This window comes from Streptomyces sp. NPDC014006, assembly GCF_043088925.1.
GTDB lineage: Bacteria > Actinomycetota > Actinomycetes > Streptomycetales > Streptomycetaceae > Streptomyces.
The window spans coordinates 1-19315 of the sequence record NZ_JBICAJ010000033.1; the positions used below are offsets into that span (position 1 = coordinate 1).

The window sequence follows — 19315 nt, forward strand, 5'->3', positions numbered from 1 at the left end:
CCCGATTCGACCGCTCATGCTCAGGCCTGCCCGCTCATGCTCAGGCCTGCCAGCCACCATGCCAGGGCCGGACGGAGGTTAAAGAACAAGCTCAGTGGCTGTTTCTGATCCCCGGTCTGCGGAACTCGGTGGAAATCCTGCTGGGTGCCGTTGCGGGGATCTGGCGTCATCGGGTGTTGTCGCAGGCAGCGCACGAGCCTGAGTATTGAACGACCACCATCGGGCGATGGCGGGGCGGCCAGTTCTTCGCCTCCGTCACCGCGGCGTTCCCTGAGGATTGCAGCGGCGACGACTGGCAGACACACAAGCGTTGGTGCGCCGTGCTCCATCAGTTCGATGGAGCTGGTCGTCATCTGGAGTCGCGCATCCAGTTCACCGGTAGCTCGGCTGAGGGTGAGAAGCAGGCGATCGCTGCTGCTCAGCAGCTGCTCGGGTGAGTGGCTGGATGACCTGCCAGAGCGGCGATACCAGGACATCGCGACCGCGCCTGCCGAGCGTTCTGCTGTCGGCCAAGACGGTCGCGGCTCCGATGGCATGGGCGACAGGATCATCACATGCAGCCAGTATTCGTTCTCGTTCACAGTCCGTCCGTGGGCCCCTCAACCTGGCACCCTGTGGCCGAACACCTGACGGCGGCGGGATACCAGGTACGGGTGCCGTCCCTGCTGAACGTAGGCATCGGTGCTCCGCCCTTCTGGCCCCGCATCGTCAACGCCGTCCGCGACGACCTCCGGCAGGTCCTGGTCGGCAGCCCCGTCGCGTTGGTGGCGCACAGCAACGCCGGCCTGTTTCTCCCGGCGATCCGCTCGGGCCTCGACCATCCGGTGACCAACTCGATCTTCGTCGATGCCGCACTGCCGGCCCGGATCGGCCCGACCCCCGTCGCCTCAGCCGAGTTGCTGGAGTTCCTTCGCCCGATGGCCGTGAACGGCAGGCTGCCACGCTGGACCGACTGGTGGGACGAGGCAGACGTCGCCCCCATGTTCTCCGAACCGGTGATGCGACAGACAGTCGTCGACGAGCAGCCCACCCTGCCGCTGTCCTACTACGAGCAGCACATCCCGGTCCCCGACGGCTGGGACGACCATCCCTGCTCCTATTTGCTGTTCGGCCCTCCGTACGACGACTGTGCCGTTGAGGCGCGCGAACGCGGCTGGCGTGTGGCACACCTGCCTGGCGCACACCTCCACCAGATCATCGATCCTGCCGGCACAGCCCGGCACCTCGTCGAACTCGCAACTACGACCTGATCCACTTCCGACACACGCCCAGGGACGACGACGCGGTGAGGTTCGTGCCCCTGCAGCGCTCGTCCTGCGGCCTGCTCAGGTGTAGGTGGAAACTTCGACCAGGTTGCCGTCCGGATCGCGCAGGTAGGTGCTGAGAATCGGGCCGAGGGCGCCGGTGCGCGGTACGCGGCCCTCCTCCACGGGTACGCCGCAGGCGGCCAGGTGGGCCAGCACCTGTTCCTGCGGGGTCTCGGTGACGAGGCAGAGGTCCGCGCTGCCGGGGGTCGGGCGGGCGGCGTGGGGGAGGAGTTCGCCGCCGGCCCGGTGAAGGTTGATCTTGTTGCTGCCGAAGGACAGCGCGCGGCGCCCGTCCCCGAAGGTGACGGGCCGCATGCCGAGGACCCGCCGGTAGAAGGCGATGGTCCGCTCGACGTCGGTGACGGTCAACACCAGGTGGTCCAGGCCGCTGATCACGATCCCCGGCTCGGGGGTGTACCGGGCGAGCTGCTCGGCGCAGGCTTCCCACGCAGGGGCGGACAGCAGATCGCGTGAGCGAACGAACAGGCGGTACACGGCCGGGCCGTGGCGTTCGGCCAGCCCGGCGTTGTGAGCCAGCACGTCGAGTTCGTTGGCGGCCGTGATCTCCAGAATGGCGCGTGCGTCCGCCTCGGCCGGTGTGTGTTCGCGGCTCGTGAAGCGGTCACGGAAGACCACGGGGCGCCCGGCGACCAGGCGTGGGTAGACGGCCGCCCGGTCGCAGCTCGCGTACAAGTACACCAGGGCCTCCGCACGGTCGCCGATCAGTTCGGTGAGCACGTCGCGCTCGGCGGTGCCCAGGAGCGACCCGTCGAATCCGTCCGTCCCGTACGCGGCGTGGCACAGCCCCGCGAGCTGGATGGCCGGCTCGGCACCCCAGGTCGAGAGCAGGCGGGCGACCCTGCGCAGGTGGTCCAGGAGCGTCCCGCCCGGGTGGGGCATCCGGTCGGCCCCGCGGGCGCACAGAAACGCCTCGACCCGGGGCCACTGCGTGGCGGCGGAACGCTTCATCACGCCACCCGCTCTGCCGACTGCGCCACCTTGGCGACCAACCGGGCGATGGCCGGGGTGGCGATGCCGTGGGCGGCTCCGGCACGTAGGACGGCCCCGCCGATGGCGTCGAGTTCGAGCGGCCGGTCGGCATCGGCGTCGCGCTGCATCGAGGACTTCATCGTCTCCGGGACACGGTCGAAGAAGGAGAGCAAGCCCTCGGCGGTCACCGGCGCGTCGGCGGCGCGGGCCACGGCCGCGATCTCGTTGAGGACGGCGAGCAGTTCGGGGCGGTGCCGACTGCGGACGGCGCCGGCGTCGGCTTGGTGGCGGGTGGTCAGCAGAGCGAACGCGGCGAGGAAGGCCAGCTTGTCCCAGAGCATCGCGTTCTCGTCCTCGCGTACGGTCACGCCCAGGCCAGCCTGCCGCAGCAGCTCTGCGAACTCCTCTACCGGGGCGGCGAGTTCGAGGTGGGCGAAAGGGCTGGTGTGGGCGATGCGGCCGGGCGAGGTGCGGGTGGCTTCGACCCGGACGGTGCCCGCGACGACCCGGCCCGAGGGGAAGCGCTCGCGCAGTACGGCGAGGTGGTCGATGCCGTTGAGCAGCGGGACCACCATCGCCGCGCCGACCACCTCGGCCGGGGTGCGGTCGAGCGCCTCGGCGAGCGCGGTCCGCTTGACCGTCACGAAGAGCGCGTCCACCGGCTCGCGCAGCTTGATGTCGGCCTCCGCCGCCGTGGTGAACGCCCCGTACTGGCCGCTGTCGACGCGCAGCCCGTCCTGGCGCAGTACGGCGACGGTCTGCTCGCCGGCCAGGCAGATGACGCGGTGTCCGGCGCGGGCGAGCAATGCGCCGATCAGGCCGCCGACGCCACCTGGGCCGAGAACCGCCACTGTCAGCTTGGGTTTGCTCATGAGTGCTCCTGTCCTGAAAGGCCGGGAAGCCGGTCGGGCCCGTGGCGGGTCGGCACCCGCCCGTGTCGGGATCGCGTCCGGATCGCGGTCGAGACAGCAGGCGGGTTGCCGCCCTGGGCCCGCAAACGATGATCAAACCCGGCACGATACAAGTCAATCCACGGGTTTACTGGGGGACACTCAAGCCTAAGCTTGGGTGTGACACTTGACGATCTCCGTGTCTTCGCCACGGTCTGCCGAACCGGTTCGCTGAGCGCCGCCGCTCGTGGCCTCGGCTGCACACAGTCGGCGGTCAGCCAGCACGTGAAGCGACTCGAGCGGGAGCTGGGGCTCAGCTTGCTCGAACGCCACCCGCGCGGGGTGGCGCCGACCCCGGCGGGGCAGCTGCTGTACACGGCGGTGACCGAGGGCCTGGGGCGCATCGACCAGGCCGTGCGCCGGATCGAGGAACTCGCCCGCGCGGAGGGCGGATCGGTACGAGTCACCACCGGTGCCACGACCGTCCGGCACTTCATGGCCGCCGCCGTGGTCGACTTCCGCCGGCGCTTCCCGCGGGCCAGCCTCGAGTTCCAGACCGAGACATCCAGCCGTGGCTGTTTCGACGCGCTCGCCGCCGGTGCGGTGGACCTCGCCTGGATCACCCTGCGGCCGACCGGCGGTGCCGTCGAGCAGCACCCCGTCGTCCACCTGCCCTGGTCACTTGCCGTCACGGCCGGCGACCCGCTCGCCGCCAAGCCATTCATCGAGCCCGCAGACCTGCAGGACGCCCGGCTCATCGGCCTGCCCGAGAACTCGACGGCGCGCACCCAACTCGGCACGTGGCTCGCCAAATCGGGCATCCGGCCGGTCTTCGACACCAGCGTCACCGACTGGGACACCGCGATCTTGCTGGCCGAGCTCGGGCTCGGTCACGCGGTCGTCCCGACCCTGCCCGAGTGGACCGGCCCCGGCCACCCCGACCTGCGGCTGATCCCGATCCCCGCCCTCCCCGCTCTCACCGCGGGCTGGGCCGTCCGCCGTTGGGACGCCCTTTCCCCGCTGGCCCGCGCCTTCGCCGAAACCGTCGCCCAGCGCTGCGCCCGCCTGACGGGTCAATGAAGCCGCGATCGGCAGGTCGCGTTGTCTGGCAGCGGAGGAGGCGTTCCCCTCAGCGGGGTCCGGAGGGCGGACTGTGCGCAGCTTCGTAATTCCCCGCATTTGATCACGCCGATGCCGCCCTTCTCTTCCACAGCGGCTCCGGCGCTCGTCTACGGTGGCACGGTGGGGTTTGAGCTACGTCCTGGTCCGCCACCTACGACATTCCGCCCATTCCGGTGGGGAGAAGTCTCCGTCCCGCGACGCTGTGCGACGCTGGGGGAAAAGCCAACGTCGTCCCGGTCACCGCGCTGACCGGCACGGACGCGGGCGAGCCGTGCGAGGATACCTTCGGCGAAGACACCGTCGGTGAAGTCATCGACGATCTCGCTGGCAGCCTCGCGCAGGCGGTGCGCCCTCCGACAGCAGAGCCTGTCAGGAAAGGGCCGACGGACGACGAGGCGGAGGGACTGCGCGCAGTAGTTCCCACAGCGGCCTCGAGCCTGCAGCCCAGTCCGCGAGGACGCGGCGGTCGACCAGATGGATGCGCTGCTGCTGGGCGAAGTTTCGGCCGGGCTGGGTGATGCGGCTGTTGGTGACCATGACGACGACGTCGGCGCGGTGGACGGGCCGGGCGGTGCCGTTGAGGACCTGGAGTTCGGGGGTGCCGACGGCGGCGCCGCGGTCGCCGTGACGCCGGTGCTTGCACTGGATGACCCACAGCCGGCCGTAGGGGTCGGTGGCCTTCACGTCGGCGCCGAGGTCGCCTTGGCCGCCGACCTGGACGGCGTCCGCGCAGCCGTCCCGGCGCATCAAGTCGCGCACGGCGTACTCGAAGTCCCGGTGGCCCAGCGCGTCCAGCTGCGCCAGGCCGTACCGCAGCGCCTGCGTTCGTACCTGCTCCCACTGCGCCTGCTGCGTCCTGCGCTGCCACCACAGGACGCCGGCCAGGATCGCCACGGCGGCGGCCAGGACCAGCAGCCACCAGTGGACGAGCAGCCACTGCACAACGGCGACCACCACGGCGATCCCGACGAGCACGGTCACGCCGAGAGCAATGAGCTGCGATTCCTGCTGCCGGCGCCGGCGCGTGGAGGCGGAGGTACGGCGCGGGCGCCGAACGGGAGAGCGTCGGGCAGAGGTGCGACGGGCGGGCGGGCGGCGGGTCACCGGCCGGAGCCCATCGTGGAGAAGTCGATCGGGTACGACACGGTGGGCCGGGGCACCACCGGCTTCCGCGTCGGGGTGTCGAACCTGACCGGATACGACACGGTGGGCTGCGGGCGTGCCCCGGCCCGGCCGGCGGTGATGTCCTCGAACCAGATCGGGTACTTCACCGCAGGCTGCGGCCGGGCCGCGCCGCCGTCGGCGCCGCCTGCCGACGTGATGCTCGAGCCCATTCCGATCACAGCCACCGCGACCACGGCTAACAGCGTCATCTCCCGGCGCGCGCCCGACGCCCACCGCGAGTAGCCGCGCACATGAGTCCCGTCGGACCGCACGTACTTCCTGACGTAAGGCACGTGCCTTCTCCCCCTCCTCGAAGCCTGCCGAACCGACCAACCATGCTGGCAGGCACCACTGACAATGGATCAGCGTTCCGCGGCTTCAACTCCTCCCAGGGCGTGATGACATGGCGGGATTCAGCCATCGCGGCGGTTCGATGGCAGACACTGCATCGGGTGCTGTGCCGGCGCCTCCGGCATGGGTGCCGTGGGCAACCACCTTGGGCCCCTCCTCGCGCTTCGGCCGCGTCGGCGGTTCCGCAAGGACACCGTCCTCATCGTGGACGGCACCCTGGTCCCCACCCGTTACCACACGATCGCCGAGCAGTCGAAGAACTACCGATACTCCACCAGCCACCAAGTCGTCATCGACGCCGACACCCGCCTCGTAGTCACGATCGGCCGGCCCCTGCCCGGCAACCGCGACGACTGCAAGGCCTGGCAACTGTCCGGAGCGAAAGCCGCCGTCGGCCACACAACAGTGATCGCCGATGGCGGCTACCGCGGTACGGGTCTGATCATCCCGCACCGCCGTGAAGCCGGGGAGGCGGAACTTCCGGCCTGGAAGCAGGAGCACAACCGCTCGCATCGCAAGGTCCGTGCCGGCGTCGAGCACACCTTCGCCCGCATGAAGGGCTGGAAGATCCTCCGCGACTGCCGTCCAGGACCTCGACGGCGCGAGCACTGTCGGTAAGTCCATAGTGCTGCAGCACGTTGCGGGTCTTGGCCAGCTTGGTGAGCGCGGCGGCGTCCATCCTGGTGGCGCCGCCGGCACTCGGCTCCTTCAGCGCGATGCGCGCCGGTACGGCGTTGCAGCAGCCCTACGGCTACGCGCGTCTTCCGGCCTCCGACCGCCTGCCGATCAGCCTGGTCGACTACGCGGGCCGCGCGGTGTACGACCACGGCCGGTCCCTGCGCAACCGAAAAGTGCGGATCACGGGCTTCGTCGCCCTGGACGCGAAGGGCACACCGTTCCTGGTCCGCATGTCCCTGAACTGCTGCGCCGCGGACGCACAGCCGGTGAAGATCGCCCTGATGGGCAACGTCCCCCCGGTTCTGCAACCGGACACCTGGCCGCGGGTGACGGGCACCTACACCCCGAAGCGGACCAAGGACCCGGTGAACGATCGCCCGATCCCGTACCTGCAGGCCACCGAGGCGAAGCCGGTGCCGGCACCGCGTGATCCGTACGACGAGAGCGGGGGCCAGTGAACGGTCCGCCTTGCACTTGCACCGGCGGAACGGGCGCACGGGCGCGCGGGCGCCTGTGCGCGTGGCGCGGTGAGTGAGGGCCGCCCCTGAGGCGCCGATCGCCGGGCCGTCGGCACCCGTTATGTTGACTTCGACATGTGACAGATGGGGGGGGCATGCAGTCGACAGATGAACGGGCCGTGGAGGTCCAGGCCGCCGGCGCGGAGGGAGCGGCGGGGGACGACCCCGTTTCCTTCTGGCTCCGGTTCTGGCCGTTGGTGTTGCTGGGGGCGGCCGTCGTTCCGGGCACGCTGCTCTACTTCGGGGGCCGGTGGATGCAGACGCCCGCGATGCAGGCGTGGCGGACCGTGTTCCTCGCCGTGACCGTGCAGGCGCTGCCCTTCCTCCTGTTGGGCACGGCCCTGTCGGGTGCCATCAATGCGTTCGTGCCGGACCGGGTGTTCGCTCGTGTACTGCCACGCCGGCCGGCCCTCGCGGTGCCGGTGGCCGGTGTGGCGGGAGCCGTGTTGCCGGGCTGCGAGTGTGCGTCGGTGCCGGTGGCGCACAGTCTGATCGGGCGGGGTGTCACACCTGCGGCCGCGTTCGCGTTCCTGCTGTCGGCGCCCGCGATCAACCCGGTGGTGCTGACGGCCACCGCGGTTGCCTTCCCGGGCCACCCGGCCATGGTCGCCGCGCGGCTGCTGGCCTCGCTCGCCACGGCGTCGGTGATGGGCTGGCTCTGGCTGTGGCTCGGGCGGACCGAGTGGCTGCGGCCGGTCGCGCGGCACAGTGGCCATCGGGCGGGTGGGAGTCGGTGGCGGGAGTTCCGAGCCGGGTTCCAGCACGACTTCCTGCATGCGGGCGGTTTCCTGGTGGTGGGTGCGATGGCGGCGGCGACGTTCAACGTGGCGGTGCCCCGGTCCGTGCTGGAGGCGTTCTCCGGGTCGCCCTGGCTGTCGGTGCTGTTCCTCGCCGGGCTGGCGATCGTGCTGGCGGTGTGCTCGGAGGCGGACGCGTTCGTGGCGGCCTCGCTGAGCGGGTTCTCACCGGTCGCCCGGCTGACGTTCATGGTGGTCGGCCCGATGGTCGACCTGAAGCTGATCGCGCTGCAGGCGGGCACTTTCGGCCGGGCCTTCGCGATCCGGTTCTCCGCCGCCACGGTGGTCGTGGCGATGCTCGCCGGCGCGCTGATCGGAGGAGCCCTGCTGTGAGACGCCCGCTTCAGACGACCTTGCTCGTCCTCACCGGCGCCGGCCTGCTCCACATCGCCCTCGTCACCGACCTGTACCTGCGCTACGTCAAGGAAGGGATGCGCCCGCTGCTCATCGCCTCCGGCGTCCTGCTGGTCCTGCTCGGCGTGGCGGACGCGGTCTCGTACGTGCGGCAGCGCCGGGACGACGGACACACCGGCCAGGTGGACACCGGCCAGGTGGACACCGGCCACGGGCACCACCACTCCGGGGCGCCGCGTGCCGCGTGGCTGCTGTTCCTGCCGGCGTTGAGCCTGTTGTTCTACGCCCCGCCCGCTCTCGGCGCGTACACGGCCTCCCGCCAGCCGTCCGAGGCCGTGGCTCAGCAGGACGAATTCGACCCGTTGCCCCCGGCCTCGCCACTGCCCATCACCCTGAGCGACTTCATCCGCCGTGTGCAGCAGGACCGCACGCGGGCCATCAAGGGGCGAACGGTCCGGATGATCGGTTTTGCCACCGCCGGCGAGCAGGGCGGCGGCTGGTTCCTGAACCGGATCATCATCTCCTGCTGCGCGGCGGACGCCCAGTCCGTGAAGGTACGGATCCACGGCACCCCCGCGCCGCCCGCCAACACCTGGGTGGCCGTCACGGGCACCTGGCACCCGGGCGGCACCCTGGGCACGGGCTCCGCGCCCGCCGCCCTCGACGCCCGTTCCGTGGAGAAGGTCGCCAAGCCGGTGAACGCGTACACCGACGCCCTTCCGCTCATCCCTACGAGGCACGCTCAGCGCTAGAGATGCCAGCCCACTCGCCGCCCCAGGCGTGCTGATTCTTCGTGGGCGTGGACACCGCGAGACGGCGGGCAGGCCCGCACCCGCGTGCCGCACGGCGACGCCGACGGCCGGCCACGCGGAGCACCGGCCCCCGCAAAACCCGCCGCACCGCCCGCACCGCCGGTGCGGGCGGTGCGGCGGCCCCGGAAGCTCGCTGCGTGAGCGGATCGAACGTCGCTCACCCACTGCTCTTGGTCACGCCGGGCAGTTCGACGGCGTGGGCCATCATGCGTACCCGGATGCGGGACAAGCCGAAGGCGCGGAGGTGACCGCGGGGGGCGCCCGTCCACGGCGTCCCGGTTGCGCAGCCGGGTCGCGCCGGCGTCGCGGGGCTGCCGGCGCAGTTCCGTTGGGCGGCGGCGCGCTCGTCCTCTGAGCTGCGGGTCGACGAGATGACGGCCTTCAGCCAAAACGTCCAGCAGCGCTGTCGACGCGCCGGGTCGGCCACCACTTTGGCGACGACCCGGACACCACGCCACCTGATCATGAACCGGCGGTCCCGGGCACCGTGGCATGCTCGACATGCGGCACCGACGTCGCCCGGCACCCCTCAACCCAGCTGCCGTACCGCGCGGCGCAGTGCTGCCCCGGTCTGACCTGCGGGCGCGGGCCGTGGCGCCCAGGAAGAGGGACAGTCTGGCGCCAAGAGGCGGACGCCTGGCGACGGGTGGGAACTACCGCTTCCTTCCCGCTCGTCCTTCCTAGTGACAACCTCATTACGGAAGGTGAAGGTGGTGCGGAGTGGACCCAGTATCGGTAGGGCTGCTGGCGGCGCTGGCGGGCGGGGCTGGCGGGGAGCTCGGGCAGCAGGCCTGGGCGGGGTTAACGGCTCTGGTACGGCGGCCGTTCCGCCGCAATGCCGGTGAAGAGGCACCGGTGGTCAGTTCCGGGGAGGCGGAGCTTGCGCGGCTGGCACAGGATCCGGCCGACCAGCAGTATGCGCAGGCGCTGAGCACCGCACTCGCGGTGCGGGCCGCGCTGGATACGGCCTTCCGCAACGGTCTTGCAGCCTGGCAAGAGCAGGCCAAGCTGGTGAGCACCGGCGACAGCACGGTCCACAACACCATCAGCGGCGGTACCCAGCACGGGCCGGTGCTGCAGGGCCGGGACTTCTCCGGCCTGTCCTTCACCACCCCACCTCCTGCGCCCCCCGCGCCTGCCGCGCAGCCGACGGCCGATACCGACGACGGCGACAGCACCTTCCCACCAGTGCGGGGTTGACTGGCATGGGGCAGACAGAGGCAGCACACGAGGGCGCCGCGGATGGCCGGGTCGACAACACGATCAGCGGCGGGATCTTCTTCCACGCGGTCATCCAGGGCCGGGACATCACCGTGCAACTGCCGCCGCAGATCACCCCGGCCCTGTCCGGCCTGCCCGCCCCCTCTGCCACTTTCACCGGCCGCGACCAGGACGTCGACCGGCTGCTGAAGGACCTGGCCCCAGGCGAAAGCGGCACGGGCGCCGGGCAGGCAGTGCTGGTGACCGCCGTGTCCGGTCTGGCCGGCATCGGCAAGACCGAACTGGCCGTCCAGACCGCCGCCCGGGCCCGCAAGAAGCCGGGCTGGTTCCCCGGCGGGGTGCTCTTCACCGACCTGTCCGGCTATGACCCCGAGCGCCGTCTGTCTCCCGAGCGGGCCCTGGAAGGCCTGCTGCATGCACTGGGCGTGCCCGGCGATCACATACCCAACGGTCTCCAGGACCGGCAGCGGCTGTACCGCAGCGTGCTGGCCGCCTACGCCGAACACCAGCAGCGGATCCTGGTGGTCATCGACAACGCCTTCACCGCCGAGCAGGCCCGCCCGCTGCTGCCCACCGATGGCGTGACCGCTGCCCTTGTCACCTCCCGCCACACCCTCGACGGACTCGACGCCCGCCTCCACGACCTCAACGTCCTCGCGGAGTCGGCCTCCATCGCCGTGCTCGACCAGGCGCTACGACACGCCCGTGGAGACGGCGACACCCGGTTTGCCGACGATCCGGAAGCGGCCACGAGGATTGCCCGTCTGTGTGAGGGCCTGCCGCTGGCCCTGCGTATCGCCGCCGCCCTCCTGGCGGCCGTGCCTACCCGTCCCGCGGCCTCCCTGGCCACCGCCCTTCAGGCCGAGCACACCCGCTTGGACAAGCTGAGCCGCCCCGACCGGGCCGTACGGGCCGCCTTCGACCTGTCCTACCGACTCCTCGACGGTGATCACGCTCGACTGTTCCGGCTGCTGCCTCTCAACCCCGGCCCCGACCTGTCCACCGAAGCCGCCACCCACCTTGCCGGAACCGACACGGACAGGGTCGAAGAACTGCTGCAACACCTGGCCGACGCGCACCTGGTCGAGCCCGGGCGGGTCTGGGGCCGCTGGCGGATGCACGACCTGGTCCGGCTCTTCGCGGACGAGGTCGGCCATGCCCGCGCTGCTGACGACGGCAGGGATGCGGCGCTGGCGCGCCTGCTCGACCACTACCTCACTACGGCTCAGGCCGCCGACATCCACCTGCTGACAACGCCGGGCTTGCCCCTCCCGGACGACTTCACCGACCGCGATCAGGCACTGGAGTGGCTGGATGCCGAGCAGAGGAACCTCGTCGCCGCCGCCACGGCCGCCCCTGTGCACCACCCCGCCGCGACGGGACTCGCGCTGGCTCTTGGCACGTTCTTCGACCTGCGCCGCCACACCAACGACTGGATCAACCTCAGTACTGTCGCCATTGCCATCTGCCGTGAGGCCGGAGACCGTCCCAACGAGAAGGCAGCGCTCGATGGTCTAGGGCGTGCCCTCATCCGTGCAGGCAGGTTCAAAGAAGCTGTCGACACCTTCACGGCGGTTCTCGATCTCTGCCGTGAGGCCGGAGACCGCCACGCAGAAGCCGTGACGTTGAGCAATCTCGGACAGGCTTTGGCGTCCCTGGAGAAATTCGTGGAAGCCGTCAACGTCCTCACCGATGCTGCAGATCTTTTCGGGGATATAGGAGACAGCCTCGGCGGAGCCCGGGTACTGGGCATCTTAGGGCCCATCCAAATCAAGCTGGGCGGATCCGAGCATGCCGTCGGCTACTTGACCGAGGTTCTCGCTCACTGGAGGGAGGTGGGCGACCGCCACGCAGAGAGCGTGACGCTGGACACCCTCGGACTGGCCCTGATCGGCGCGTGCAAGTTCAGTGAGGGAGTCAGGGCGCACACTGATGCCGTTGCCCTCTTCCGTGAATACGGTGACCCCCATGGGGAGGCGCATGCACTGAACAACCTCGGGGCCGCATTGATCCAAATGCGTAAATTCGACGAGGCCGCCGACGCCGTCCTTGGCGCCGCTCGCCTCTCCAAGGAAATCGGATACCCTCAATGCGAGGCCATGGCGCTGGCCAACTTCGGGCAACTACTCCTCCAGAAGCGGAGTTTCGACAAGGCCGTCACTCCGCTTACCACCGCTGCCAGCCTCTTCCGGGAAATCGGCGACCGCCGCAGTGCGGCCTCTACGCTGAATCTCCTCGGTCAAGCCCTGGCCGAAGAAGGCAGATTCGAGGAGGCTGCTGACGTTGGTACCCAGGACGCGTTGCTTTGCCGGGAGCTGGGCGACCGCCACGGCGAAGGCATCGCTTGGAAGAATGTCGGGCTCAGTCTGTGTCAGGTACGCAGGCTCGACGAGGCCATTGAGGCTCTTTCCACCGCTGCTGGCATCTTTCGAGAGACTGGCGATCGGCGCCGTGAAGCCGAAGTACGAGTCCAAGCAGCACTGGCCCGCGCCTCAAATGGGCGGCCCAACTGACGGCCGTCCCCGACCACAGCCACTCTCCGCGGGGCCGACTTCGCCGGCCTCCAGGCCGGCGAAGCCCCAGGACCCCGCTCCCTGGCCGAGCGTCACTCTGATTACAGAGACCTTCTTGTCGCTTCGCCGTAGCCTCGGGAGAACAGGACCCGGACGACGGTGCACGCGTCTTGCCCGGTCCTTGCGGGCCCTTCGCGCCCACGCACAGAGGCCGCACCAGCGTCGGGACGCCGACGAAGGCACACATGCCGAGGCTGATCCCCAGGACCTGACTGAACGAGTCCTCCCAAGGGACCACGAGGGCGATGAGCGCCCAAGTCGCCACGTAGAGGAGGAGATACGTCAGGACGCATCGCGCGACTCGCATCAGAAGCCGGCGCGGGCAAGTCCAGCCGAGGTCTGGGGCCTTTGCCTCAGCATCCCCTCACGCACGGCCCATCCGTCCAGGTTTTGTTGATCTTCGCGCCCCGGAAGGGGGCCCGAGTCGAAGCCCGACTCGCCCGCCATTCGGTCGGTGGCGATGACCCGCGGCGACTGATTGGTTCGGTACTGGACCACTTCCATGGTCAGGATACGCGTCCCCCTGCCGGGTCACAGTGACGGAGGTCCGTCCTGTCCAGGACGGAAGTTCAGCTCCGAGCGGGAGCTGATGCGCAGCGAGTACGTCACCGTCCCCTACCTCTCCCCCATCGCCGATCTCGCCCCGCGCGTGCTGTTCGCCGACTGGTCGCAGGAGGTCATCGGGCGGAACTGGATGGTGCAGAGCCACCTCGCCGGCGTGCCCGCCCCCTGAGTATCTGGGCACCTATCCCCGCGAACTGTGGCCGGGGTTCTTCGCCCGGCTCGGAGAGATGACCGCACGCGTTCACGCCGTTAGGGGCCCGCACTTCGGGCCGGTCGTCGGCCCCGGACACCGCAGCTGCTCGCTCGGAACGCTCAGGCCACGGCGCTGATGATGTTGTCGATCCTGCGGTGGCCATCCTCGAGACCGCCGACACCGGCGCAGCTCGGCCGGCCGTGCTCGCACTGCGCCGGCTGGAGGGATCGAGCACGCTGCCGTGAGACGCCTGAGCGCATTCGTTCTTTTGCTCCGTTTGTGCTGGACGTTGGGGAGGACGGTAGAAGCCGGCCCGCCCGGGCAACAGCGGTCGACAGCCACTCGGACGAACTGGAGCGGTGGGGCTCACTCACGCACGACCATCCGCCCATCTTCAGTAGCCCTGCAGGTGACAGGAAGCCTGCCTTTGTGACAGCTATCCTGCTTCGGCTCAATTGTGAGTCGGAGCCCGGTAGTTGCCGCCGGTAGAGCCGGATGACGTGGCGAGTGAGACGGAACGAAGCAGGGTGGTTGCCACCGACAAGGCACGCAGCTTGTCACAGCTGCTCACTCAGCAGCCCTTCTGTCGCCAGTCCCGACGAGCAGCGGCTGGAGGGGTGCGCGGCCGTTGACGCTCGCCTTGCGGTCCGAACATGATCAGGTACTCGACCGGACCGCTGGGGCTGGAGTTTGCCACCCCATGCGGGGTGCGGGTGTCGAACTCGGCGACGTCCCCGGGTGTCAGGACGAGGTCTTGGTCGCCGAGCGCGAGCCACAGTCGTCCGTAAAGGACGCACAGCCACTCGTAGCCGTCGTGGGAGACCTGACGGGGCCGCGCGGGCGGGTCCTCGAGGGCGGGCAGGACGTGCTTGTGGGCGTGCAGGCCGCCGACGTACTGGGTCAACGGAATCACCGCTTTGTCGTCGCCGAAGCTCAGAGGCACCGTAGCGCGCGGCTTGGCCGCGGGGGCGGGTGCCGTGCCGGCCAGTTCGTCCAGCGAGATGCCGTACTCCTTCGACAGTTGCAGCAGCACCTCCAGGGTGGGCTTACGTCGGCCGGTCTCGATCCGGGACAGCGTGCTGGTCGAGATGCCGGTCGCGCAGCTGACCGCGGCGAGCGTCGCGCCTCGGTGCTCGCGCGCGGCCCGCAACCGGGGCCCCATCGCGGCCAGCGTGCCGTCCACGTCATCGACTGCCACCTTCAACGTTCCTTCGTGCCGTGCCGCACCACCACTCTGTCCTGCAAGGTTGCCAGATCGGCAAGGCTGATCGCGTCGAACGGGTGCCTCGCCGCATGATCGATGGGCAGCCCTCGTCCGCCGCGAACCCGAGGAGAAGCCCATGCAGCTCGAGCCGACCGCCGAGCTCCGCCACCGCACCGTCGAGGCCCCGGCCGGGCGCCTGCACCTGGTCGAGCAAGGCACCGGCCCGCTGGTCCTGCTCGTGCACGGCTTCCCCGAGTCCTGGTACTCCTGGCGCCGCCAGCTCCCGGCCCTCGCCTCGGCCGGCTACCGGGCAGTGGCGATCGACGTGCGCGGCTACGGCCGCTCCTCCAAGCCGGAGGCAACCGACGCCTACCGGATGCTCGACCTGGTGGAGGACAACGTCACCGTCGTGCGCGCCCTCGGCGAGGAGAACGCGGTGATCGTCGGCCACGACTGGGGCGCCAACATCGCCGCCGCCTCCGCTCTGCTCCACTCCGAGGTCTTCCGGGCCGTCGGCCTGCTGAGCGTCCCCTACGCGCCGCCCGGCGGCCCCCGCCCCTCCGACATCTTCGGCCAGATCGGAGGCCCCGAGCAGGAGTTCTACGTCTCCTACTTCCAGGAGCCCGGCCGCGCCGAGGCGGAGATCGAGCCTGACGTCCGCGGCTGGCTCGCGGGCTTCTACGCGGCCCTGTCCGCCGACACCATGCCCGCCCCTGGCGAGCCCGACCCGCACTTCGTCGCCCGCGGCGGCGGCCGACTGCGCGACCGCTTCCCCACGGGAGTTCTCCCGGCCTGGCTGAGCGAGGACGACCTCGACGTCTACGCCGGGGAGTTCGAACGCACAGGGAGCACGGGCGCACTCAACCGCTACCGCAACATGGATCGAGACTGGGAAGACCTTGCCCCGTACCGTGGAGCCCCGATCAAGCAGCCGTCCCTGTTCGTCGGCGGCGCCCTGGACGCCTCCACCACCTGGATGGCCGACGCCATCGACGCCTACCCCACCACCCTCCCGGCCTTGTCTGCCTCCCACCTCCTGGAGGGTTGCGGCCACTGGATCCAGCAGGAGCGCCCCGACGAGGTCAACCGCCTGCTGACCGACTGGCTCGCCACCCTCCAGGCCTGAACCAGGCAATCCAGCCGTAGCAGTCCGCGCACCGGCGCGGTGCCCGAGACGGCAGCGGCGGCGCCGGCTGGTCGCAGATGGTGAACCCATGGGCTTGTCAGCCTCGTCAAGGAGCCCGGCCTGCAGCAGGACCAGGCGGGTGGTCAGCGTACGGGTTGGAGGTACGGGCAGCGAATCGCTCTGCCCTCCAGCCGGATCCGCTCGCGAAAAGCCTGCCGTTCGGGCGTTGGCCCCCCACCTTGCGAAGATTCACAACCGGCATACCGCGCCGATCGCACATCGTCAGCCCCTGCCGACATCACACTTCAAGGGTCAGCGCGGCAGCAAAGGCCTGGCGATCTCCCACAGTCCGTCTGGCACGATCCATCGCCACCGCCCACTCCCCATGACCCAGCCAACGAGCAACTGACCATGTAGGACACGGTGTTAGACGGTGTCCTATGTGGTGATCGCTCGTTGGGCTGTCTATGGGGCGGGGTACGTGGAGTTGGATTGTTCCGGACGGGCTGTGGGAGATCGCGAAGCCGTTGATCCCACCGTCGAAGGTGCGGCCACAGGGCGGCGGAACGCAGGACACGCCTGATGAGACGCTGTTCGCGGCGATCATCTACGTGCTGGTCAGCGGTTGTGTCTGGCGGGCTCTGCCACCGTGTTTGGGGATATCGAAGTCGACCGCGCACCGTCGGTTCCTGGTCTGGTCGCAGGCAGGGGTGTGGGGCCCGGCTGCACGAGGCGGTGCTGCACCGACTCGATGACGCCGGCCTCATCGACGTCTCGCGCGTGGTCCTCGACTGCGCTCACGTGCGGGCTGAAAGGGGGGCGAACTCACAGGCCCGAGGCGCAGGGCGATGAGCTTCTGCCCGTCTTGGACGGCTCTGAAGGCCACCGACCAGTGACGGACGGATGCTTCGGCGACCATGCTCATGCGCCAGTCGGGCCGCCAGAACGGGGACCGCTGTTCGGTGCGCTTGGGCCACAGCAGGCGCAGCGCGATGGACAGGCGGGTCTGTTCGCCTTGTAGGGGTCGCCGCCGACCTGGACGAGTTCGGTGCGCGCGCGTCAGCCGGCCGCTGAGCGTTCGGCCGACCCGGCGTTGTGCTCAAAGGTGGCGTTGTCGTGTCGATTCCGCCGCCAGGGCACCAGCTGGACAACGCCCCACGCAACCTCGACGGCGAAGAACAGCCACAGTATCCGCGAAACGCCGTGGGCCAACGCGTACGCCATCCACGCTGAGAACAGCATGCGCGCGATGCCGTCGAACAGGCCGTGTACCGGCAGCGGCCGGGCGATGCGCAAGGTGGCCCAGACGACCACGACCGAACCCATCAGATTCGCGTACAGGGTCTGCCAGGGATCGAGTTCGGGCAGGGCACCCCATCCGAATGCGTCACCCCATGATGAGAGGGCGTCGTGGACCAGCGCATACGTCCACGGTGTCATGAACCCTGCGGTGATCAGGAGGTCGTACCAGGCGCTCGCGCGTACGACACGTAGGTAGGCGGGCCGTGCGGGGGCGCAGAGACGGATCATGATGAGGCTCCGGCTGGTTCGGGGTAAGCGACGCCTCACGCTAAACAGTGGAGTACGGTCCAAGGTCAAGTACATCATCGAAGGGGGGCGCCGGGTATGCGCATCGGAGAGCTCGCTGCGCATACGGGGATGTCCAGGGACGCGCTTCGGTTCTACGAGAAGGTCGGCCTCCTCGCAGGTCGGCGTTTGCCCAACGGCTATCGTGACTTCCCACCCGAGGCAGTGGCCTGGCTGCACTATGTCCGTACCGCACAGACACTCGGATTCTCTCTGGCAGAGATAGCGCGGACCGGCGAGGAACTGCGCGGCGCGCCGGACGTCACGGAAGCGCTGTCCGCGCTGTTCGAGGAAAAGATCCGGCTCGTCGACGCACGCATGGCCGAACTCGCCGCTCTGCGCGCCGAACTCTCCGAGCGCGTCGGCACCGGATGCCCGCTGCGGGCATCCGGTCACCCGGATGAGGTGGCCTCGAGAGCAGGTGCAATCCGACCGCTGTCCAAGGCAGCCGACGAGACCGCCACGGGCAGGTCCGAGGCTGACATAGCGTGCAGGCCGGCCAACGGCGCGCAGTCACACACATCGGGACAGAGGACCTCACCTGGCAGGTGAGCCATCGGCTCGGCGGGGGCCGAGCACTTGAGTGGGCGGACAGCGTCCCGCAGCCGGTGCCAGGCCGTCGTACCGGAGCAACCTGGCCACCCCACGATCACGCTTGGGAAGCCCGCAGGGAGTCACGGCTCGGCGAGACGCGAAGCCGTTCACAGACATCGCCCAGCGCAACGTCCTGACGGCTCACCAGATGAGGGGGGCCTCTCGTTCGAGGCGGCTGATCCACCTGGCAATCCCTTTGCGTGACCGGGCAGTGCGCGCCTGGCGTGCAAGCGGACATGGACCGTGCGCCAGCAGCGCGCCGCACGCATGAGGAGCAACCGCCGTGGCAACCATGGTGTCCGTCAGGGGATGGCTGCAGTGTGACGACGAACAGCTGGCGCAGATCAAGGAGATCGTGGAGGCGGACGACCCGCAGCGCACGTACAGCGGGGGCTGGGCCTTTCCTGCCCGGCAGTACAACCACGTCAGGTGGGCGTTCTACGGGGGCGACATCCGCGCGGTGTCCCTCGACTGGTTCCAGGAGAGGGTGCGTCGTATCGCCCGGATCCCCGCTTCCCATCAGGATGACGAATTCGACGCGAGGCCCAGGGGCCTGTTTCTGGTCAGCCACGACGTCCAGGGCATGAGCGAGTGGAGGGTCTACAACGGTGGCCTGGTGATCGGCCTGCCGGACGGGGATTACCGCTATCTCGACGCCTGAAACCGGATCTCGAGGTCACCCCGGAGTACCGGCCGGAGGCTTGCTCGACGGCGCGGCCGGCCGGACAGGCAACTAGGCGTGCGGCCCGTACCGCACCGTGAGCCCGCGTGGGGCCGGCCTTCGGGCAGCAGCGCCGCGGTGGCCCGGTTCGCGAGGGAGTTCGCGAGGGAGCCGGTGCGCTGCGGTGTGCGAGCCGCAGACCCTCTTGTGGCCTCGGATACGCGCCGCCGGAGTGCCGACTTCGACTCCGCCCTAGGCGATCCGCAGTGGTGAGGCGGCGCGGCGTCCTTGCTCACGGGTTTTGCACTGGCTGACGTCCAGAAGAAGCGGAGCGGCGGGCGCAGGTGCACCCGCTGCCCCGCCGCCGCACCACCACCGGCGTCTGCCGGGCCCGGACCGCTGGGGCCCGGGCGACGTGCGTGGTCCGGGCCCGGGTAGCGGCTTGTCACGGCCGCGTGCGCGCGCGCCGACCATTTTTATGCCCGCCTGCTCGACGACGTCTTCCGGCCGCGGCTGCGTGCGCTGCGCCGCGACCCGGCAGAGCCCCCCAGGATTCGGCGGGGCGCCATGGCCGCATTGATCGCGGGCGGCGGTGTCGACGCGCTCGAC

General features: G+C 69.8%; 17 protein-coding genes and 4 pseudogenes. 14 read left to right on the plus strand and 7 right to left on the minus strand.

Annotation, left to right across the window (positions count from 1 at the left end; genetic code table 11):
* Positions 1 to 20 precede the first annotated feature (20 nt).
* Positions 21 to 581, minus strand: coding sequence for a hypothetical protein (locus tag ACF1GV_RS41620; protein ID WP_391692243.1), 561 nt, complete (start codon positions 579 to 581; stop codon positions 21 to 23).
* Positions 582 to 614: 33 nt separating this feature from the next.
* Here ACF1GV_RS41620 and ACF1GV_RS41625 point away from each other — a divergent pair, with 33 nt between their 5' ends.
* On the plus strand, positions 615 to 1250 hold the full coding sequence (locus ACF1GV_RS41625; protein WP_391692245.1) for an alpha/beta hydrolase: 636 nt from the start codon (positions 615 to 617) through the stop codon (positions 1248 to 1250).
* 75 nt (positions 1251 to 1325) lie between these two features.
* Here ACF1GV_RS41625 and ACF1GV_RS41630 read toward each other — a convergent pair whose 3' ends face one another.
* The gene (locus tag ACF1GV_RS41630) at positions 1326 to 2276 is read right to left on the minus strand and encodes a VOC family protein (protein WP_391692247.1); all 951 of its coding nucleotides are present in this window, start codon (positions 2274 to 2276) and stop codon (positions 1326 to 1328) included.
* Complete coding sequence (locus ACF1GV_RS41635) at positions 2276 to 3169, minus strand: ketopantoate reductase family protein (RefSeq protein WP_391692249.1); 894 nt, start codon at positions 3167 to 3169, stop codon at positions 2276 to 2278. The genes ACF1GV_RS41630 and ACF1GV_RS41635 overlap by 1 nt, the downstream gene beginning before the upstream one ends.
* Before the next feature lie 198 nt (positions 3170 to 3367).
* Between ACF1GV_RS41635 and ACF1GV_RS41640 the strand changes: the two genes are divergently transcribed.
* Positions 3368 to 4267, plus strand: coding sequence for a LysR family transcriptional regulator (locus tag ACF1GV_RS41640; RefSeq protein ID WP_391692251.1), 900 nt, complete (start codon positions 3368 to 3370; stop codon positions 4265 to 4267).
* Between the two features lie 411 nt (positions 4268 to 4678).
* Here the strand turns inward: ACF1GV_RS41640 and ACF1GV_RS41645 are convergent, their stop codons facing one another.
* The gene (locus ACF1GV_RS41645) at positions 4679 to 5413 is read right to left on the minus strand and encodes a restriction endonuclease (protein WP_391692253.1); all 735 of its coding nucleotides are present in this window, start codon (positions 5411 to 5413) and stop codon (positions 4679 to 4681) included.
* A gap of 15 nt (positions 5414 to 5428) precedes the next feature.
* Between ACF1GV_RS41645 and ACF1GV_RS41650 the strand changes: the two genes are divergently transcribed.
* The 5 genes and pseudogenes from ACF1GV_RS41650 (at position 5429) to ACF1GV_RS41670 (ending at position 8923) form a co-directional block, all read left to right on the plus strand.
* Positions 5429 to 5716 (plus strand): hypothetical protein, encoded by a 288-nt coding sequence (locus ACF1GV_RS41650; RefSeq protein ID WP_391692255.1) that lies wholly within the window; start codon positions 5429 to 5431, stop codon positions 5714 to 5716.
* Positions 5717 to 5962: 246 nt separating this feature from the next.
* Positions 5963 to 6442: pseudogene (locus ACF1GV_RS41655) on the plus strand (transposase); the annotation flags it as partial.
* A gap of 20 nt (positions 6443 to 6462) precedes the next feature.
* The gene (locus ACF1GV_RS41660; protein WP_391692257.1) at positions 6463 to 6960 is read left to right on the plus strand and encodes a TIGR03943 family putative permease subunit; all 498 of its coding nucleotides are present in this window, start codon (positions 6463 to 6465) and stop codon (positions 6958 to 6960) included.
* Positions 6961 to 7115: 155 nt separating this feature from the next.
* Complete coding sequence (locus ACF1GV_RS41665) at positions 7116 to 8150, plus strand: permease (protein ID WP_391692260.1); 1035 nt, start codon at positions 7116 to 7118, stop codon at positions 8148 to 8150.
* Complete coding sequence (locus tag ACF1GV_RS41670; protein WP_391692262.1) at positions 8147 to 8923, plus strand: TIGR03943 family putative permease subunit; 777 nt, start codon at positions 8147 to 8149, stop codon at positions 8921 to 8923. The genes ACF1GV_RS41665 and ACF1GV_RS41670 overlap by 4 nt, the downstream gene beginning before the upstream one ends.
* Positions 8924 to 9140: 217 nt before the next feature.
* Here ACF1GV_RS41670 and rpsN read toward each other — a convergent pair.
* A pseudogene (rpsN, locus tag ACF1GV_RS41675) lies at positions 9141 to 9449 on the minus strand (30S ribosomal protein S14).
* A gap of 254 nt (positions 9450 to 9703) precedes the next feature.
* Here rpsN and ACF1GV_RS41680 point away from each other — a divergent pair.
* The 3 genes from ACF1GV_RS41680 (at position 9704) to ACF1GV_RS41690 (ending at position 13510) form a co-directional block, all read left to right on the plus strand.
* Positions 9704 to 10183: a hypothetical protein gene (locus ACF1GV_RS41680; RefSeq protein ID WP_391692264.1), complete on the plus strand. Its 480-nt coding sequence runs from the start codon at positions 9704 to 9706 to the stop codon at positions 10181 to 10183.
* Positions 10184 to 10188: 5 nt separating this feature from the next.
* Positions 10189 to 12717, plus strand: a complete 2529-nt coding sequence (locus tag ACF1GV_RS41685) for a tetratricopeptide repeat protein (protein WP_391692266.1) — start codon at positions 10189 to 10191, stop codon at positions 12715 to 12717.
* A 649-nt stretch (positions 12718 to 13366) separates the two neighbouring features.
* On the plus strand, positions 13367 to 13510 hold the full coding sequence (locus ACF1GV_RS41690) for a hypothetical protein (RefSeq protein ID WP_391692268.1): 144 nt from the start codon (positions 13367 to 13369) through the stop codon (positions 13508 to 13510).
* 595 nt (positions 13511 to 14105) lie between these two features.
* Here ACF1GV_RS41690 and ACF1GV_RS41695 read toward each other — a convergent pair.
* Positions 14106 to 14732 (minus strand): helix-turn-helix domain-containing protein, encoded by a 627-nt coding sequence (locus ACF1GV_RS41695; protein WP_391692270.1) that lies wholly within the window; start codon positions 14730 to 14732, stop codon positions 14106 to 14108.
* Between the two features lie 142 nt (positions 14733 to 14874).
* On the opposite strand from ACF1GV_RS41695, the gene ACF1GV_RS41700 reads away from it, so the two are divergent.
* Together ACF1GV_RS41700 and ACF1GV_RS41705 are read left to right on the plus strand one after the other, a co-directional pair.
* The gene (locus ACF1GV_RS41700; protein WP_391692272.1) at positions 14875 to 15864 is read left to right on the plus strand and encodes an alpha/beta fold hydrolase; all 990 of its coding nucleotides are present in this window, start codon (positions 14875 to 14877) and stop codon (positions 15862 to 15864) included.
* Between the two features lie 467 nt (positions 15865 to 16331).
* Positions 16332 to 16700: pseudogene (locus tag ACF1GV_RS41705) on the plus strand (transposase); the annotation flags it as partial.
* Positions 16701 to 16923: 223 nt separating this feature from the next.
* Here ACF1GV_RS41705 and ACF1GV_RS41710 read toward each other — a convergent pair.
* A complete protein-coding gene (locus ACF1GV_RS41710) occupies positions 16924 to 17394 on the minus strand; it encodes a hypothetical protein (protein WP_391692274.1) in 471 nt (156 codons plus the stop codon).
* Between the two features lie 96 nt (positions 17395 to 17490).
* Between ACF1GV_RS41710 and ACF1GV_RS41715 the strand changes: the two are divergent.
* Together ACF1GV_RS41715 and ACF1GV_RS41720 are read left to right on the plus strand one after the other, a co-directional pair.
* Positions 17491 to 17844 (plus strand): annotated as a pseudogene (locus tag ACF1GV_RS41715) (MerR family transcriptional regulator); the annotation flags it as partial.
* Between the two features lie 493 nt (positions 17845 to 18337).
* A complete protein-coding gene (locus ACF1GV_RS41720; protein WP_391692276.1) occupies positions 18338 to 18706 on the plus strand; it encodes a hypothetical protein in 369 nt (122 codons plus the stop codon).
* Positions 18707 to 19315 lie beyond the last annotated feature (609 nt).